The organism is Bacillus sp. JFL15 (genome assembly GCF_001184225.1).
GTDB classification, from domain to species: Bacteria; Bacillota; Bacilli; order Bacillales; family Bacillaceae; genus Bacillus; species Bacillus siamensis.
Window position 1 is genome coordinate 790897 of record NZ_KQ236689.1, and the last position, 15050, is coordinate 805946.

General features: G+C 46.7%; 16 protein-coding genes and 2 pseudogenes. 9 read left to right on the plus strand and 9 right to left on the minus strand.

Annotated features, from left to right (window positions below; translation table 11 throughout):
* Positions 1–18: 18 nt before the first annotated feature.
* Both AD710_RS03970 and AD710_RS03975 read right to left on the minus strand, forming a co-directional pair.
* Positions 19–1194 carry an acetyl-CoA C-acetyltransferase gene (locus tag AD710_RS03970; protein WP_049627327.1) on the minus strand — a complete coding sequence of 392 codons (1176 nt, stop codon included), beginning with the start codon at positions 1192–1194 and terminating at the stop codon, positions 19–21.
* A 10-nt stretch (positions 1195–1204) separates the two neighbouring features.
* Complete coding sequence (locus AD710_RS03975) at positions 1205–3574, minus strand: 3-hydroxyacyl-CoA dehydrogenase/enoyl-CoA hydratase family protein (RefSeq protein ID WP_049627328.1); 2370 nt, start codon at positions 3572–3574, stop codon at positions 1205–1207.
* A 190-nt stretch (positions 3575–3764) separates the two neighbouring features.
* On the opposite strand from AD710_RS03975, the gene AD710_RS18925 reads away from it, so the two are divergent.
* Entirely contained in the window at positions 3765–3905 is a 141-nt protein-coding gene (locus tag AD710_RS18925) for a YuzL family protein (protein ID WP_076982541.1), read from the plus strand.
* A 30-nt stretch (positions 3906–3935) separates the two neighbouring features.
* Here the strand turns inward: AD710_RS18925 and AD710_RS03985 are convergent, their stop codons facing one another.
* Complete coding sequence (locus AD710_RS03985) at positions 3936–4844, minus strand: proline dehydrogenase family protein (RefSeq protein ID WP_049627329.1); 909 nt, start codon at positions 4842–4844, stop codon at positions 3936–3938.
* Positions 4845–4933: 89 nt separating this feature from the next.
* On the opposite strand from AD710_RS03985, the gene AD710_RS03990 reads away from it, so the two are divergent.
* The 4 genes from AD710_RS03990 to AD710_RS04005 all read left to right on the plus strand — a co-directional run bounded on the left by AD710_RS03990 (position 4934) and on the right by AD710_RS04005 (position 7751).
* Entirely contained in the window at positions 4934–5191 is a 258-nt protein-coding gene (locus AD710_RS03990; RefSeq protein WP_016937996.1) for a hypothetical protein, read from the plus strand.
* Positions 5192–5202: 11 nt separating this feature from the next.
* Positions 5203–5535: a spore coat protein gene (locus AD710_RS03995; protein WP_047477613.1), complete on the plus strand. Its 333-nt coding sequence runs from the start codon at positions 5203–5205 to the stop codon at positions 5533–5535.
* A gap of 138 nt (positions 5536–5673) precedes the next feature.
* Complete coding sequence (locus AD710_RS04000) at positions 5674–6135, plus strand: MarR family winged helix-turn-helix transcriptional regulator (RefSeq protein WP_045926003.1); 462 nt, start codon at positions 5674–5676, stop codon at positions 6133–6135.
* A gap of 20 nt (positions 6136–6155) precedes the next feature.
* Positions 6156–7751, plus strand: coding sequence for an MDR family MFS transporter (locus tag AD710_RS04005; protein WP_045926002.1), 1596 nt, complete (start codon positions 6156–6158; stop codon positions 7749–7751).
* Positions 7752–7784: 33 nt separating this feature from the next.
* On the opposite strand, the gene AD710_RS04010 is transcribed toward AD710_RS04005, so the two are convergent.
* Positions 7785–8165: a tautomerase family protein gene (locus tag AD710_RS04010; protein WP_049627330.1), complete on the minus strand. Its 381-nt coding sequence runs from the start codon at positions 8163–8165 to the stop codon at positions 7785–7787.
* Between the two features lie 18 nt (positions 8166–8183).
* Positions 8184–8924, minus strand: a complete 741-nt coding sequence (locus tag AD710_RS04015; RefSeq protein WP_049627331.1) for an SDR family NAD(P)-dependent oxidoreductase — start codon at positions 8922–8924, stop codon at positions 8184–8186.
* Between the two features lie 132 nt (positions 8925–9056).
* Between AD710_RS04015 and AD710_RS04020 the strand changes: the two genes are divergently transcribed.
* Together AD710_RS04020 and AD710_RS19945 are read left to right on the plus strand one after the other, a co-directional pair.
* A complete protein-coding gene (locus tag AD710_RS04020) occupies positions 9057–9932 on the plus strand; it encodes a LysR family transcriptional regulator (RefSeq protein ID WP_049627332.1) in 876 nt (291 codons plus the stop codon).
* Between the two features lie 90 nt (positions 9933–10022).
* Positions 10023–10219: pseudogene (locus tag AD710_RS19945) on the plus strand (hypothetical protein); the annotation flags it as partial.
* 47 nt (positions 10220–10266) lie between these two features.
* On the opposite strand, the gene AD710_RS04025 reads toward AD710_RS19945, so the two are convergent.
* Positions 10267–11154: a LysR family transcriptional regulator gene (locus tag AD710_RS04025; RefSeq protein WP_049627333.1), complete on the minus strand. Its 888-nt coding sequence runs from the start codon at positions 11152–11154 to the stop codon at positions 10267–10269.
* A gap of 139 nt (positions 11155–11293) precedes the next feature.
* On the opposite strand from AD710_RS04025, the gene AD710_RS04030 reads away from it, so the two are divergent.
* Both AD710_RS04030 and AD710_RS04035 read left to right on the plus strand, forming a co-directional pair.
* Positions 11294–12040 (plus strand): acetoacetate decarboxylase, encoded by a 747-nt coding sequence (locus AD710_RS04030; RefSeq protein ID WP_049627334.1) that lies wholly within the window; start codon positions 11294–11296, stop codon positions 12038–12040.
* Positions 12041–12053: 13 nt separating this feature from the next.
* On the plus strand, positions 12054–13094 hold the full coding sequence (locus AD710_RS04035) for a ketopantoate reductase family protein (protein ID WP_049627335.1): 1041 nt from the start codon (positions 12054–12056) through the stop codon (positions 13092–13094).
* Positions 13095–13245: 151 nt separating this feature from the next.
* Here AD710_RS04035 and AD710_RS04040 read toward each other — a convergent pair.
* The 3 genes and pseudogenes from AD710_RS04040 to AD710_RS04050 form a co-directional block, all read right to left on the minus strand.
* Positions 13246–13513 (minus strand): annotated as a pseudogene (locus tag AD710_RS04040) (YusU family protein).
* 2 nt (positions 13514–13515) lie between these two features.
* Entirely contained in the window at positions 13516–14340 is an 825-nt protein-coding gene (locus AD710_RS04045) for an ABC transporter ATP-binding protein (RefSeq protein ID WP_016937987.1), read from the minus strand.
* A 155-nt stretch (positions 14341–14495) separates the two neighbouring features.
* Positions 14496–14933 (minus strand): YusW family protein, encoded by a 438-nt coding sequence (locus tag AD710_RS04050; RefSeq protein WP_016937986.1) that lies wholly within the window; start codon positions 14931–14933, stop codon positions 14496–14498.
* Positions 14934–15050 lie beyond the last annotated feature (117 nt).

Genomic DNA, 15050 nt, shown 5'->3' on the forward strand with positions numbered 1-15050 from the left:
TTCGTTTTCCCCCTTTGTTTAAATGAGCTCAAATACGCCGGCAGCGCCCATGCCGCCTCCGATGCACATCGTCACCACGCCGAATTGCTCGTTTCTCCGTTTCATTTCATGAATGAGTGACAAGGTCAGCTTCGTTCCCGTGCAGCCGAGCGGATGTCCGAGCGCGATGGCGCCCCCATTGACGTTCACCTTTTCTTCATCTATTCCCAGCGATCTGATGACTTGAATGGCCTGTGAAGCAAAGGCCTCATTCAATTCAAAAAGCCCGATATCCTGTAATTCGAGTCCGGCAAGCTTGAGCGCCCGCGGAATGGCTTCAATCGGACCGATCCCCATGACCTCAGGGGGAACGCCGCCTACGGCAAAGGAACGGAATTTGACTAGCGGCGCCAATCCGAGCGACGAAGCTTTTTCGCGATCCATCAGCATGACAGCCGCGGCGCCGTCACTCGTTTGTGAAGAGTTCCCGGCCGTCACGGTTCCCGTTTTAGAAAAAGCCGGACGGAGCTTTGCCAATACGTCAGCCGATGTGCCGGGGCGCACGCCTTCATCTTGAGAAAAGGTAAATTGTTTTTTCCGCGGCTTATGATCATCCCCGACTTCTGTCAGCGTTACTTCAACCGGCACGATTTCATCATTAAATTTCCCTTCTTTAAGGGCTTTCGCGGCATTCTGATGGCTGCGGACGGCAAACGCATCCTGGTCTTCTCTGGATACGCCGTACGTTTCGGCGACCTGCTCCGCCGTGTGCCCCATGCTCATGTAATACTCAGGCGCATGCTCCGCCAAAGCGATATTCGGGCGGGTCACATGTCCCATCATCGGAACTTGCGACATGGATTCCGCACCGCCGGCGATGACTGTGTCGCCCGCGCCGAGCATAATTTTTTCCGCACCGTAAGCGATGGATTGGAGTCCGGAAGAGCAGTAGCGGTTCACCGTAATGGCCGGCACCGTATGAGGAAGCCCCGCCAGCGCACCGATATTCCGCGCCATATTTAATCCTTGTTCGGCTTCTGGTGTTGCACATCCGATAATTAAGTCATCGATGTTTCCTTCATATCCGCCTGCCCGTTTCAGCGTTTCTTTCACACAAAGCGCGCCTAAATCATCAGGACGAACGGCTGCAAGCGACCCTTTTTTCGCTTTACCGACCGGAGTTCTCGCACCGGCCACAATGACTGCTTCTCTCATAAACACCCTCCTAGTTCCGTAAAGGTTTGCCTTTGACCAGCATATGCTGCATTCTTGCTTGAGATTTCGCCTCGCCAGCGAGGCTTAAAAAGGCTTCTCTTTCAATCTCGAGTAAATATTCTTCTGAAACCTCCGTGCCGAACGGGACTCTTCCTCCGGCAATGACATGGGCCAGCTTCTTCGCAATCTTCATATCATGATCTGATAAATAGCCGGATCTTCTCATTTGGTCTGCTCCGAGCAGTAACGCGGCACAGCCGGTTTCCCCGGTCACTTTTACTTTTTTGCGGGCAGGCGGGCGGTATCCGCTGTCATATAAATAAGCAGCCAGCTGTTTCGCATCATGCAGCAGGTGATCCTGATTCATGCTGACACGGTCTGCCGCAGACAAAATCTTCATATCACGGGCTTCGTGCGCCGAGCCGGACACCTTGGCAAGCGCAATTGTTTCGAAGGTTTTAATGGCCGCGTCCATCAGTTCACTTCCGCCGTTCAAGTAATTCATGTACAACTCTTTATTTCCTCCGCCGCCCGGAATAAGGCCGACGCCGGTTTCGACAAGACCCATATACGATTCGCTCGCCGCCTGAACGCGTGCCGCCGGAAGACAGACTTCCGTTCCTCCGCCGAGTGTCATTCCGAACGGCGCCGCCACAACAGGTTTGGCGCTGTATTTGATGTTCAGCATCGTCTGCTGAAAACGGCGGATGACAAAATCGACTTCCATGAAGTTATCATCCTGAGCTTCCATTAAAATCATCGCAAGGTTTGCTCCCGCGCAGAAATGTCTGCCTTGGTTTCCGATGACAAGACCTTTATAATTCCGCTCCGTTTCCTCAAGTGCATTGTCAATCATCTGAATAATGTCTAAGCCGATCGCGTTGCTTTTCGTATGAAATTCCAGCAAAGCGATATCATCGCCGAGATCAATCAGACTGGCGCCGCTGTTTTTGCTGATCACGCCCTTTGTTTCCTTTACCGTTTGCAGGCTGATCCGTTTCGGATTTTCTTTCACAGCCCTGTATTGGCCGTCTGAATAGTAAAACGGTCTTCCGTTTTCCTTCATATAAAATGTTTCATGGCCCTCGTCAAGCATTTCTTTCACCCAGCCGGGAAGTTCTGCGCCTTCTTGTTCAAGCCGCTCTGCTGATGCTCTGACACCGATGGCATCCCATATCTCAAACGGGCCGAGCTCCCACCCGAAGCCCCATTTCATGGCGTCGTCAATCGCTTTGATATCATCAGCGATTTCACCTAAAAGCCGGGCTGAGTATAAGAGGGTTTGCGACGTGATATTCCAAAGCAGGCGGCCGGCGCGGTCATCAGAGTATATAAGCGCTTTCATTTTCCCTTTGGCACCCTTTGCCTGTTTGGCGGCTTCTAAAGCGGGTGTCTTCATTTTCGAGCGCTCGCCGTATGTCATGGTAAGCGGATCGAGCTCATATATTGTTTTACCTTCTTTTTTGTAAAAACCTTGGCCTGATTTGCTGCCCAGCCAATTGTTTTTCAGCATGTCATTCATAAATTCCGGCAGCTTAAACATGTCTTTTTCAGCGCCGTCGGCTTTGTCATAAACATTTTTTGCCACATGGGCGAATGTATCAAGCCCTACGACGTCAAGGGTTCTGAAGGTCGCGCTTTTCGGTCTGCCGATCAAAGGCCCGGTCACCGTGTCCACCTCGCCGATGCGGCAGCCGGAGGAAAGCATTTCCCTTACCGTGACCAACAGGCCGTACGTACCGATGCGGTTGGCGATAAAGTTAGGCGTGTCTTTTGCGATGACGACACCTTTTCCGAGTGTATTTTCGGCAAATGAAGTCATAAATTGCAATACGTCAGGATCTGTTTCCTGAATCGGAATGATTTCCAGAAGCTTCAAGTAGCGGGCCGGATTAAAGAAATGGGTTCCTAAGAAATGAGCTTTAAAATCTGCAGATCTGCCTTCCGCCATTTTTGTGACGGAGATACCGGACGTATTGCTGGACACGATGCTTCCCGGTTTCCGGTATTCATCAACAAGTGAGAAAATCTGTTTTTTCACGTCAAGATTTTCGACGACGACTTCTATAATCCAATCAGCATCTTTCAACCCAGCCGCGTCATCTTCCAAATTCCCCGCCGTTATATAATCGAGATTGGCAGCTGAAGTCAGCGGCGCCGGTTTTTGCTTCAGCAGCTTTTGCATGGCCGATCGGCTCAGTCTGCTGCGGACCTCCGGGCTTTCTAATGTCAGCCCTTTTTTCACCTCATCCTTTGTCAGCTCGTTTGGCACAATATCAAGCAGCAGGACGGGAATTCCGATGTTAGCCAAGTGCGCGGCAATTCCGGACCCCATGACGCCTGACCCGAGAACGGCTGCTTTCTTTATAAACTTGTGCATGAGTCATCCCCCTTGAACTTTGAATGAATAGTCATTCATTTTTTCGGCAAAAAAAATGAAACCCTTTTCTTCTTTCATCTTAAAAGATTTTCAGGATGACTTCAATAGCAAATATGGAATTTTTTTAAATTTTTTGGCTTCCGCATGTTCCGCGCCGCAGGCGGGAAACTTAAACCCGGAGGTGAAGGGAATGGTGCGAGGGAGAAAAGATCCGTCTTCCGGCGCAGTGAGCGCGGCAAGCATGAAAGGAAATGCGGGACCGAAGCAAAAATACGGCGGCGGCAAGCGGACAAGCCAAAATCAGCAATATAAAAAAGACAACATGGAGTAACAGACTGCGGCTGCTTTTTTAAGGCAGCCGTTATTTTTTGAAGATTCCTTTCAGCACAAACGCCGCATTTGCCGGGCGCTCGGCAATTCTTCTCATCAGGTAGCCGTACCAATCGGTTCCGTACGGGACGTACACCCTCATCCTGTATCCTTCTTCGGCAAGCTTTTTCTGCCGCTCCGTTCTGATGCCGTACAGCATTTGGAATTCAAACTGCTCCCGGGGAATCTGATATTCGCTGATGAGTGTTTTCGTATACGAAATCATGTCGTCATCATGTGTCGCCACCGCTGTTTCATGCCCGCTCAAAAGCTGCAGCTTGATCAGCTGCTGGAAATGAAGATCGGTCCCTTTTTTATCAGGAAACGCAACGGACGCTGATTCTTTGTATGCGCCTTTTACAAGCCTGAGCCGCGGTTTGTATGGCATCAGGCTGCTGATGTCTTCAGCCGCGCGGTACAAATAAGCCTGAATGACGGTGCCGAGCATCGGAAAATCCGGTTTGCACCGCTTATACAGATCAAGCGTGCGGGCGCATCTGGAATAGTCCTCCATGTCAATCGTGACAGGGACGCGGTGTTCTTTTGCCTCCGTCAATATGTCTCTGATGTGCTGTTCGGCGAGATTCTCAGATATATCCAGACCGATGGATGTTAATTTCAGCGACAGCTCACAGTCCAATTGATTCTCGGCGATCGCCCTGATTGCTTTTTTACATTCTTCGGCCGTCCTTTTGGCATCCTTCAGGGACCCTGCATATTCACCTAGATAATCTATCGAAGCCGACAGCCCGTTTTGGTTCAGCCGCTTCACCGTTTTTACAGCTTCTCGAAGTGTTTCCCCCGCAACGAATCTTCCCGCGCCGAAGCGGAGGCCGTGAGCCTGGGCGAATTTCGTAAGCATTTTATTTTTCGACAAAAATAAACATATGCTCCGCAGCAAGGGCGGACTCCCTCCTTTTTCTTTTATTCGTGTATGAAATCCCGGTCGCAGAGAAAGCTAAGAAGAACAGAATTGAAGGAGGCGTTTATATGAATAACCAGGAGCAGCACGGACATTTGCCGCCTGCCGTCATCTCAACGAAAGACCATTTGTATCTTGAGGACATGCTGAACTGGAATCTGCTTGCCATGAAAAAAGCGCATTTCATGGCGGAACACTGCCAGAATCAGACGTTAAAACAAGAGCTTGAACAAATAGGCCGGATGCACCACAAACATTATCAAAACATTTTGGGTCACCTGAATCCCGCTCAAGGCGGACAGACAACAACAGGCTATATGCAATAGGAGGACAATACATGGAACAGCAAAATCAAAAAATCACTAACCCGCAAACGCCCGTGCCCAATACGGCGCAAATGAATGACCGAGACTTGGTGAATGAACTGCTGACGACGGAAAAGTATATCACGTCTTCATATTGCACAGCCCTGCACGAGTTCAGCCACGAGTCTCTTTATCAAGATATTCAGGCGATTTTCGATGAGTCACAAAAAGCGCAGAGAAGATTATACGATGTAATGTTTCAAAATGGCTGGTATTCCATTGAAGCGGCCGACACCCAAAAGCTTCAGCAATCGTATCAGAAGTTCCGGCAGACCATTCAGCAGCAGTCTCCCTACCAGCAGTAACATAAGAAAGGATTTGATGTTTTCACTAAGCATCAATCCTTTTTTTATTTTTGCACAAAAGGATTGACTTATCTTTAATCCTTATTTATATTTAACTAATGTTAATTATTTTCCCGAAGAACCAGATGAGGAGGAGTTATGAAAAACGCGGATCAATATGTGTCTGACATCCAAAAATCCCTTCAGACGCTGCTGCAAAACATACAGCCGGAAATGATGGAAAGCATGGCAAAACATGAGGTGACTCCTGCCCAATTATTTGTTTTAGCCAGCTTAAAAAAACAAGGGAGCTGCAAAGTTTCCGAAATTGCGGAGCGCATGGAAGTAAAGCCGAGCGCAGTGACGCTGATGGCCGACCGCCTTGAGCAAAAAGGACTGATCGTCCGCAAACATAATCAGCAGGACAGACGTGTCATCGACATCAGCCTTACCGAAAAAGGCGAGAAGAAATTCGAAGATGTCGTGGAAGGAAGAAAAGCGATATTAGCGCGAAACCTGTCCGTTCTGACTGACGATGAACTGATTCAGTCCGTGAACATCATCCGCAAAGTAGCGGAAGCCGCCGAGAAATACGCGGCTGACCAAAAAGAAAACGAATAGAAAAGAGGAGCTGCCGAAGCATGAGCATTGAACAGAAGGATCCAAAACGCACACTATTAATAACTGGCTTAATTATCGCTATGTTTTTCTCAGCCCTTGACGGCACGATCGTAGGAACGGCGATTCCTAAAATCGTGGGTGACCTCGGGGGATTAAGCATGATGACGTGGCTGACCACGGCATATCTTTTAACTTCGACAACGATCGTCCCGATTGCGGGGAAACTTGCAGATTTATTAGGGCGGCGCGTCGTATATGTATCAGGTTTATTGATTTTCATGGGCGCTTCCGCACTGTGCGGAATGGCCAGCAACATGACGGAACTGATTATTTTCCGCGGACTTCAGGGAATCGGCGGCGGTGTCATGATGCCGATGGCCATGATCGTCATCGGAGATTTGTTCACAGGGAAACAGCGTGCCAAGTTCCAAGGGCTTTTCGGGGCGATTTACGGGCTGGCTTCTGTTATCGGCCCGCAAATCGGGGGCTGGATTGTTGACTCTTTAAATTGGAAATGGGTTTTCTATATCAACCTGCCTGTCGGAATCTTAGCCGTCATCTTTATCGCAAGAGGACTTCAAGGCAGAAAACAGACCGGGCCGATTAACTTTGACATCGCCGGCATTTTCACAATGATCGTCGGAATCGTCAGCCTCCTGCTCGCACTCAGCTTCGGAGGAAAGGATTATGCATGGGGGTCTTGGCAGATTCTCGGTCTCTTTGCGCTTGCGCTTGCCGGGATTGTCGGATTCATTTTCGCTGAAATCAAAGCAAAAGAGCCGATTCTGCCGATGTACCTGTTTAAAAACAGAACGTTTACCGTACTGAATCTGATCGGGTTTTTCATGAGTATCGGCATGTTCGGCGCCGTTACGTTCGTTCCTTTCTTTATGCAGGGAATTATCGGAGTCAGCGCTACCGCGTCCGGAACGATTATGACGCCGATGATGGTATCTATGATCATCACAAGTATTATCGGAGGCCAGCTGGTTTATAAGATCGGCATTAAACCGCAAATCATGATCGGCATGCTGATTATGGCCGTCGGCTTCTTCTTATTAACGACTTTGCAGCTGGATACCAGCAAGCTCGCGGCTACATGCTATATGGCCGTGATCGGTCTGGGAATGGGGCTCGTTATGCCGCTTCTCACACTCGCTCTGCAAGAAACGTTTTCAAAAGAAGAGCTGGGTGTGGTGACTTCATCAAGCCAATTTTTCCGGATGATCGGGGGAACGTTCGGCATTACGGTGCTCGGCGCTGTCATGAATGCCAGATCAGGAACCCTTCTAACCGACAGACTGGTGCCTTACTTAGATTCACTGCCGAAACAGGCAAGTGCCTTTGCCGACCAGTTTAAAGGCATGATTGACAAGAATCCTGAAGGGCTGCTTCAATCCTTGTTCAGCCAGGAATCGATTAAGCAGATTCCGGCGGCATTTTCTTCCCATATCGTGCCGGTTTTAAAAACGTCACTGATGGATTCGCTTCACAGCGTGTTTTTCACAGGTCTGGCCTTTATCGCTGCCGGATTAATCCTCACGCTGTTTGTTAAATCAATTAAACTGACTAACAAAAAAACAGGCAAACAAGAAGAAAAGGCGAAAGCCGTTTAATAGAGAAAATCCCGCGGATGCCGCGGGATTTTTTTATATCATCTGGGCCACTCCGTTTCCGAATGACCAGTCTTCCGCCGCATTGCCGGAGAGGACGATAAACACATCTTCTTTTCTGACGCCCAGCTTTTCGTGCAGCCGGTCAGCCAAATGCTGATAGAATGCTTGCTTCTGATGAGTTGTTCTGGAGTTTTTCAAAGTAAAGCGGATAAACATCAGTTCATCGCTCCGCTCAACTTGAAGATATGACGGATCATAGAAAAACTCCCCTTTTTCGTGCTGATGCACCACTTGAAAATAGTCATCATGCGGAACATCAATCATCTCCGTCATCGCGGTGTGAATAACGGCGCTCATTTTTTTGAGCCAAAGTCCGCTTTTTCCTTTCTGTAAATGGATCTGTACAAACGGCATCGTTTCTCTCTCCTTTCGTCACATCGTCTGGCCGCAATCGGCTGTTATGATTTGTCCCGTCAGTGATTCCTGCTCCAGCACAGAGCAAATCAGTTCTCCGATATCCTCCGGAGCGGCGATCCGTTCCAGCGGAAGGCTTCCGGCAAGCCGATACATCGTCTCTTCCCGCCCCTTCCACCATCTTGTTGCAACGGCTCCTGGCGCGACACAGCATACACGGATGTCCGGCGCCAGCGCATGGGCCAATGATTTTGTCAGGCCATGCACCGCCGCTTTGGAAACGGCATACGGAAGGGAAGAACCCGCTCCCGTCAGGCCGGCGATGCTCCCGACATTCACAATAGCGCCTGACTTTTGCTTTTTCATATGAGACGCTGCCGCTCTTGCGCAATGAAACATCCCGTTTACATTGACAGCAAATAATTCATCCCATACTTCTTTCGTTGCAGATTCCAAATCATGAAGCGGAATATGTCTGGTGATGCTCGCATTATTTACGAGTAAATCAAGGCTTCCGAATCGGCTGGCCGCTTCGTTTACCATGTCTCTCGCCTGTTTGTCTATAGAAACATCCGCTTGAATGGTCATCGCGTGTCCGCCTGCTTTTATTATGAATTCTGCCGTTTGTTCCGCTTCCTTTTTTGAATGTGAATAGTTAATGACAACAGCCGCTCCCCGTTTTGCCAAGGCAAGGCACGCCTCTCTTCCGATTCCAGTACCGCCGCCTGTGACCAGTGCCGTTTTATGTTGTAAATTCATGGCTTCTTCTCCTCTTACGTTCGATGTTCATCAGCTGATATGTTTATTGTAATGGTGATCTGCATTTTCGTATAATGATTGTTAAAGATGTTTCATATCACAAAAAATGATAGCAAAGAGGGAGAGATGACAATGGAAAGCGGAGATTTGCGGATTTTTCAGATGGTGGCCCGTGAAGGTTCCATTACAAAGGCGGCGGTGCGTCTCGGCTATGTGCAGTCAAACGTGACGGCCAGAATCCGCCAGCTGGAAGAAGATTTGAAAACCGAGCTGTTTTTCCGCCATAATCGCGGGATGACGCTGTCTTCAAGCGGCACGGTGCTCCTCCATTATGCGGATCAGGTCGTCGGTCTGATAGAAGAAGCCAAAATGGCGCTCGCTTCAACAGACAAGCCGAGCGGATCGCTTATGATCGGCTCTACCCAGACAACAGCCGCAGTCAGGCTGCCAAAACTTTTAGCCTCTTATTATGAGCAGTATCCTGATGTGGAGCTGTCCCTTACGACAGGACATACACAATATGTAACCGATAAAGTTCTTCGCTATGAATTGGACGGCGCATTTATCGGCTGTCACTTTCATCATCCGGATTTGCACTCCATCCCGGCCTTTGAAGAAGAAGCCGTTGTCGTGACTCCCGCTGCCGTCACCGCTATAGAAGAAGCGGTAAAAAAACCGCTTCTTGTGTACAGCACAGGCTGCACGTATCGTGACACATTAGAGCGGTGGCTTCATTCCATTGGAACGGGGCATCCGGCCATTATGGAATTCGGCACCCTTGAAGCGATTATCGGGGGAGTGACGGCGGGGCTCGGCATTACGCTGCTTCCGAGAAGCGTAATCACACAGCACGCCGCACTGGGCGCGGTTCGGTTATGGACCATTCCCGAATCTTTCAGCCTGATGAAAACGGAATTCGTCACGCGGAAGGATTCATATATGAGCAGTGCATTACAGGCCTTTATTGATTCCTTTTCAGCAAAAAAAGCTTCCGGCACCTCTCTTTGATGCCGGAAGCTTTTTATTGTTTTTTCTGTGCTCTTCATTGAGCTGTTTAATGTACTGTACCGCGGCTTTGATGCCCTCTTTGGCTTCAAGGAAGCCGGCATTGCAAAAGCAACGTTGTATAACAACAAGGGGTTCCGTTCGAAATTTTAAGAAACCAACAATCGCAAGTACCCACCCCGCAACAAGTGAAACGGGAAATGAATGTAAGCAACAAGGAACCCCTCATTACATCCCTAAAAAGAAAACATCAAAAGCTGGAGAAAGGGTGTCCTTTTTCTTGCCGCTAACGGTGCAGTTGAGTAAGGGGTAAAAATAAAAATAATGATGAAACCCTTTAATAAACCTTAAACATTTCATCGTTATCTTTATAGTATGACATAATAAAGTCACGAAAATTTCTTACCGAAGAAGATAACAGCTTATGTCTCATCCAAGATAAGCCGACTGGATATGAAGCAGAGTGATCAGTCACTTTTATAAAATTCAGCCCCAATGTTCTGCAAACTGAAATAGGAAGCAACGCAACACCTCGATCCAGCTTTATAATCTCGACCAGTAAATGAGAATCCGCCTCAAATGCAATATTTGGAGTGAAACCAGCTTTCTCACAAAGCGAGGTTGTAAAACCTCTATACTCCTCATTATTAGCAAGGGTAATAAATGGTTCATCGGCGACAAGACGTAAAGAAATTTCTGTTTTACCCGTAAATCGGTGGTTTGAGGGTAAAGCCAGAACAATATCTTCATTTACCAGCACATAACTCTCTATCTCTTCATCTTGAATCGGATGACCTGTTATTCCTAAATCAATGTCCCCTTTTTTTAAACTTGTGATGATCTCGCTTTTAACTCCGATTGCTTGGAGAATTTTTGATTGAGGAGAGCGGTTGATATATTCACTCATCAGTCCTGCAAGGAATCTTGGATTGGAAATAGATATTCTTATGGTGTCAGAAATTTGATGTTCCTTCAATTGAATTTCCGTTTGTGCATTTTCAATTTCAGTAAAAATCCTGTTTACATGTTTTAAAAGAATTTCCCCTGATGAACTCAGCTTAATATTTCTGCCTTTTCTATCAAACAAGGCTGTTCCCAGTTCATTCTCCAGTCTTTTTATAGTAAGACTTAAAGAAGGCTGGGCAATCTTTAATTGTTCTGCTGCTTTAGAAATATGCTCAGTATAGGCAACTGTCTGAAAGTATTTTAGCTGCAGCAATTCCATCTGTCTGCATCCCCCTTATTTATTTCAATAAATATACATATACCTTATTATGTATTAGATTAAATGTAAATGCGGATGTAAGATAATAGCATAGTTAAATTAAAAAAACATAAAAAAGAAAAGGAAAGGGTGTCATTCAATGAAAATTGATGTGAAAGATATAGCAAAAAATTTAAATACGCCGCTAACGGCTCCTGCTTATCCTATCCCAAATTATAAATTTGTTAACCGTGAATATTTAAATATTATTTACCGAACGGATGAAAAAGCGTTACGTGCGGCAGTGCCAGAACCTCTTGAAATTACTGAACCTTTAGTGAAATTCGAAGTGATGTGGATGCCCGATGTTTCCGGGCTTGGTGCCTATACAGAGGCAGGACAAGTCATCCCTGTCAGCTTTAATGGTGAAGAAGGGGATTATGTACATTCTATGTACGTAGACAATTTTCCAGCTATCGCAAGCGGACGGGAACTTACTGCATATCCAAAGAAATTGGGTGCCCCTAAGCTGTATATAGACTCTGATACTCTTGTCGGCACACTGGATTATGGCAGTCTTCGCGTGGCAACTGCGACTATGGGATATAAACATTTCGAAATGGACAAGGAAAAAGCGAAAAGGGAAATTTGCCGACCTAATTTTATGGTTAAGATGGCTACTGATTACAATGGTGATTTAAGGGTTTGTGATTTGGTGCGAACGCAAATAACGAATATAGAAGTTAAAGGTGCCTGGACTGGACCCGCACGGCTTCAATTATTTGAACATGCTTTAGCACCTCTTGCAGACTTGCCTGTATTAGAAGTCGTTTCAGCATCTCATATCCTTACAGATTTAACCTTAAATGCTGCTCAGCCGGTTTATAACTACTTAGACGAAAAATAAGGAGACGTTTACAATGAGAATTGCAATTTTAGGAGCAGGTTCTTTAGGAACCATAGTGGGAGCATATCTGTCTGCTGGCGGAATGGATGTCGAATTGATTGATTCATACAAAGAACATGTAGATACTCTAAATCAAATAGGTGCTAAAGTAGTTGGTACAACGGAATTCCAAGCAAAGGTGAAAGCCATTACCCCTGAAAACAAGTCAGGCAAGTATGATTTAATATTACTTCTGACGAAACAATTATATAATGATTCGATTCTTAAAGAGTTACTGCCTTTTTTAAAGGATGACAGTGTTGTATGTTCCTTGCAAAACGGTATACCTGAACAGAAAGTTGCTTCGATCGTTGGTGATGAACGTGTTGTTGCGGGTTCTGTTGAATTTGGTGCTACGTTTATTGAACCAGGCGTATCCAGACTTACAACTGAGTATACTCAATTTAAAGAGTACGCTTTTCAAATTGGAGAATTAAATGGTGAAACAACAGAAAGAATCCAGCGTATTAAATCGGTTTTAGACCTTATCGGCGGAACACATATTTCCGATAATTTAGTTGGGACGAAGTGGTCAAAATTACTTATCAATAATGCATTCAGTGGTTTATCGGCAGGATTAGACGGAGAATACGGAGACATTCTTGACCATGAAATCGGTATTGTTAGTGCAGTTCATATCGCAGATGAGACGATTAAGGTTGGACACGCCAATGGTGTCAAATTTGCGAAAATGGGCGGCCTTGATTTAGAATCTTTGGAATTAAGAAGCGAAAATGATATTCCTGAACGTATCCAAACATTTAGGGAAGCCATGGCACCATCTAGGCTGCTGAGAGCAAGTATGCTGCAGGATCTTGAGAAGAAACGTAAAACTGAAATTGATTATATTAATGGAGTTATTCCCAAAATGGCAGAAGGTACTGGAATTTCAACACCTTTTAATGATTTGGTTGTAGCACAAGTCAAATGTGCCGAGGAATCTCAAACAATGCCCAATTTTGATACAAATATAAAAGCATTTGAAGAGTTATTAAGTATCCGAAAAGAAATGTGATATATAGGAAAGAGAGAAAGGGATTGCTGCGGCGGTCCTTTTTTCTTGGTTCAACAAGCGGAAGAAATTATTAAAGAATTGAATGGCGCCTTTATTGATTCCTTTTCAGCAAAAAAAGCTTCCGGCACCTCTCTTTGATGCCGGAAGCTTTTTATTGTTTTTTTCTGTGCTCTTCATTGAGCTGTTTAATGTGCTGTATCGCAGCTTTGATGCCCTCTTTGGCGTCCGGGTAGGATTGGTTCCAGTGCTTGACGAGCGGAGGCATGCTTTTTGCAATATGTGTATACAAAATCCATTGCCTGACTTCTTCCTTTAGTTCCGGGGTTGTTTCGCCAAGCAATAGTTCCGTATATTTTTCAAGCAGGCCGTCCAGCTGCTGCTGCAGTTTTTCTTCCATACCGTTCCCTTCCCTTTTTCATGATTATGACAATCGGGCGGTGAGAGCCGCTTCCTGCACGATGCATCTCCCGCGCCCGTGCGGAATGCAAAGCGGCGTGCCGAACAGCGGGTCCTGCGTGACTTGGCAGTTCATCGCAAATACCTGCTGCACAAGCTCGCAAGTGATGACTTCTTCGGGACGGCCCTCAGCGTAAATCTGTTTATCCTTAATGGCGACAAGATAATGAGCATAGCGGCATGCGAGATTAAGGTCGTGCAGCACCATGACGATGGTCCGTTTTTCTTTTTCATTTAGCTCAAACAGCAAATCAAGAATTTCAATTTGATGCGTCATGTCGAGATAGGTTGTCGGCTCGTCAAGCAGAATGATATCCGTATCCTGGGCGAGTGTCATCGCAATCCACGCGCGCTGGCGCTGTCCGCCTGACAAAGAATCCACCGTACGGTCGGCCATTTCCTCAAGCTTTGTCGCCTTCAGCGCTTTTGCCACTGCGTCTTCGTCCTCTTTGGACCATTGCTTCAGCCAGCTTTGATAAGGGTATCTCCCCTGCTTTACAAGCTGATGCACGGTCAGGCCTTCGGGAGCTGACGGGCTCTGCGGCAAGATAGCCAGTTCTCTGGCGACTTCTTTCGTCGGCAGCTTAGCGATGGCTTTTCCTTCCAAAAGCACAGAACCGCCCCTCGGTTTCATCAGGCGCGCCAATGAACGTAAAAGCGTCGATTTTCCGCAGCCGTTACTTCCGATCAATACAGTGATTTCGCCTTTTGGAATCGCTACATCCAACTCGTCAATGATAACAGTCTCTCCGTACCCTAAGCTCAGCGTCTCTGTAGAAATTGCACTCATACCGCTAACCGCTCCTTTTTTGTATTTCCCAACACTATGTATATAAACAAATTGCCTGAACATTCAACGTGAGATCATGATTATATTGTAACAGAAATTAATGACTCTGAATATCATTATCAATTAGTTTCGGGCAAAAAAACAGCGGACAGCGGTTATTTCTTGATTTCCGTCATTTCTCCGTCGCTTTTTTTCAGTTTCAAATAAAAATGGTCATAATGGCTGTCTAAATTAAAAGCAGAGAGCACCTGCCTGACAACTTCGCCTTCTTGCATCCCGCTGTTTACGGCAAGTTCTCCGAGGATCATCTTCATTTCATCAAGCGCTTCCTCGCCCTCTCTGTGAACTCCTGAAAGCTTGTCCTGGATGTCCGCCTTTTCACGACCGCCTTTTCTTTCATACAAACCTTCATAGCGGTTATGCTCTCCGGCTCCGTAGTTGACGCGAAGGGAAAAGCTGCTGTATGGAACCGGCTTCGCGGATGATACGGGCGTGCTGTCTTGTTCCGCATTCCGTTTTTCTTCATTCAATCGGCAGCCGGCAATCAGCATCAGCGCCAGACATAAAACACCCGCCGTCCTGATCCATTTCATGCGATTCACTCCCATTCCATTCCGATCGTTTTTAGGTATTTCCAAGGGAGGCGGCTGTCATTCATCGAACAAAAAAGAACCGGAGCGATAAACAGCTCCGGCCGGTTCCTCTCTATA

Coding starts and splice junctions, on each gene's coding strand:
- AD710_RS03970 (WP_049627327.1), bottom strand. CDS start 1,194: ATGAGAGAAGCAGTCATTGTGGCCGGTGCGAGAACTCCGGTCGGTAAA.
- AD710_RS03975 (WP_049627328.1), bottom strand. CDS start 3,574: ATGCACAAGTTTATAAAGAAAGCAGCCGTTCTCGGGTCAGGCGTCATG.
- AD710_RS18925 (WP_076982541.1), top strand. CDS start 3,765: ATGGTGCGAGGGAGAAAAGATCCGTCTTCCGGCGCAGTGAGCGCGGCA.
- AD710_RS03990 (WP_016937996.1), top strand. CDS start 4,934: ATGAATAACCAGGAGCAGCACGGACATTTGCCGCCTGCCGTCATCTCA.
- AD710_RS03995 (WP_047477613.1), top strand. CDS start 5,203: ATGGAACAGCAAAATCAAAAAATCACTAACCCGCAAACGCCCGTGCCC.
- AD710_RS04000 (WP_045926003.1), top strand. CDS start 5,674: ATGAAAAACGCGGATCAATATGTGTCTGACATCCAAAAATCCCTTCAG.
- AD710_RS04005 (WP_045926002.1), top strand. CDS start 6,156: ATGAGCATTGAACAGAAGGATCCAAAACGCACACTATTAATAACTGGC.
- AD710_RS04010 (WP_049627330.1), bottom strand. CDS start 8,165: ATGCCGTTTGTACAGATCCATTTACAGAAAGGAAAAAGCGGACTTTGG.
- AD710_RS04015 (WP_049627331.1), bottom strand. CDS start 8,924: ATGAATTTACAACATAAAACGGCACTGGTCACAGGCGGCGGTACTGGA.
- AD710_RS04020 (WP_049627332.1), top strand. CDS start 9,057: ATGGAAAGCGGAGATTTGCGGATTTTTCAGATGGTGGCCCGTGAAGGT.
- AD710_RS04025 (WP_049627333.1), bottom strand. CDS start 11,154: ATGGAATTGCTGCAGCTAAAATACTTTCAGACAGTTGCCTATACTGAG.
- AD710_RS04030 (WP_049627334.1), top strand. CDS start 11,294: ATGAAAATTGATGTGAAAGATATAGCAAAAAATTTAAATACGCCGCTA.
- AD710_RS04035 (WP_049627335.1), top strand. CDS start 12,054: ATGAGAATTGCAATTTTAGGAGCAGGTTCTTTAGGAACCATAGTGGGA.
- AD710_RS04045 (WP_016937987.1), bottom strand. CDS start 14,340: ATGAGTGCAATTTCTACAGAGACGCTGAGCTTAGGGTACGGAGAGACT.
- AD710_RS04050 (WP_016937986.1), bottom strand. CDS start 14,933: ATGAAATGGATCAGGACGGCGGGTGTTTTATGTCTGGCGCTGATGCTG.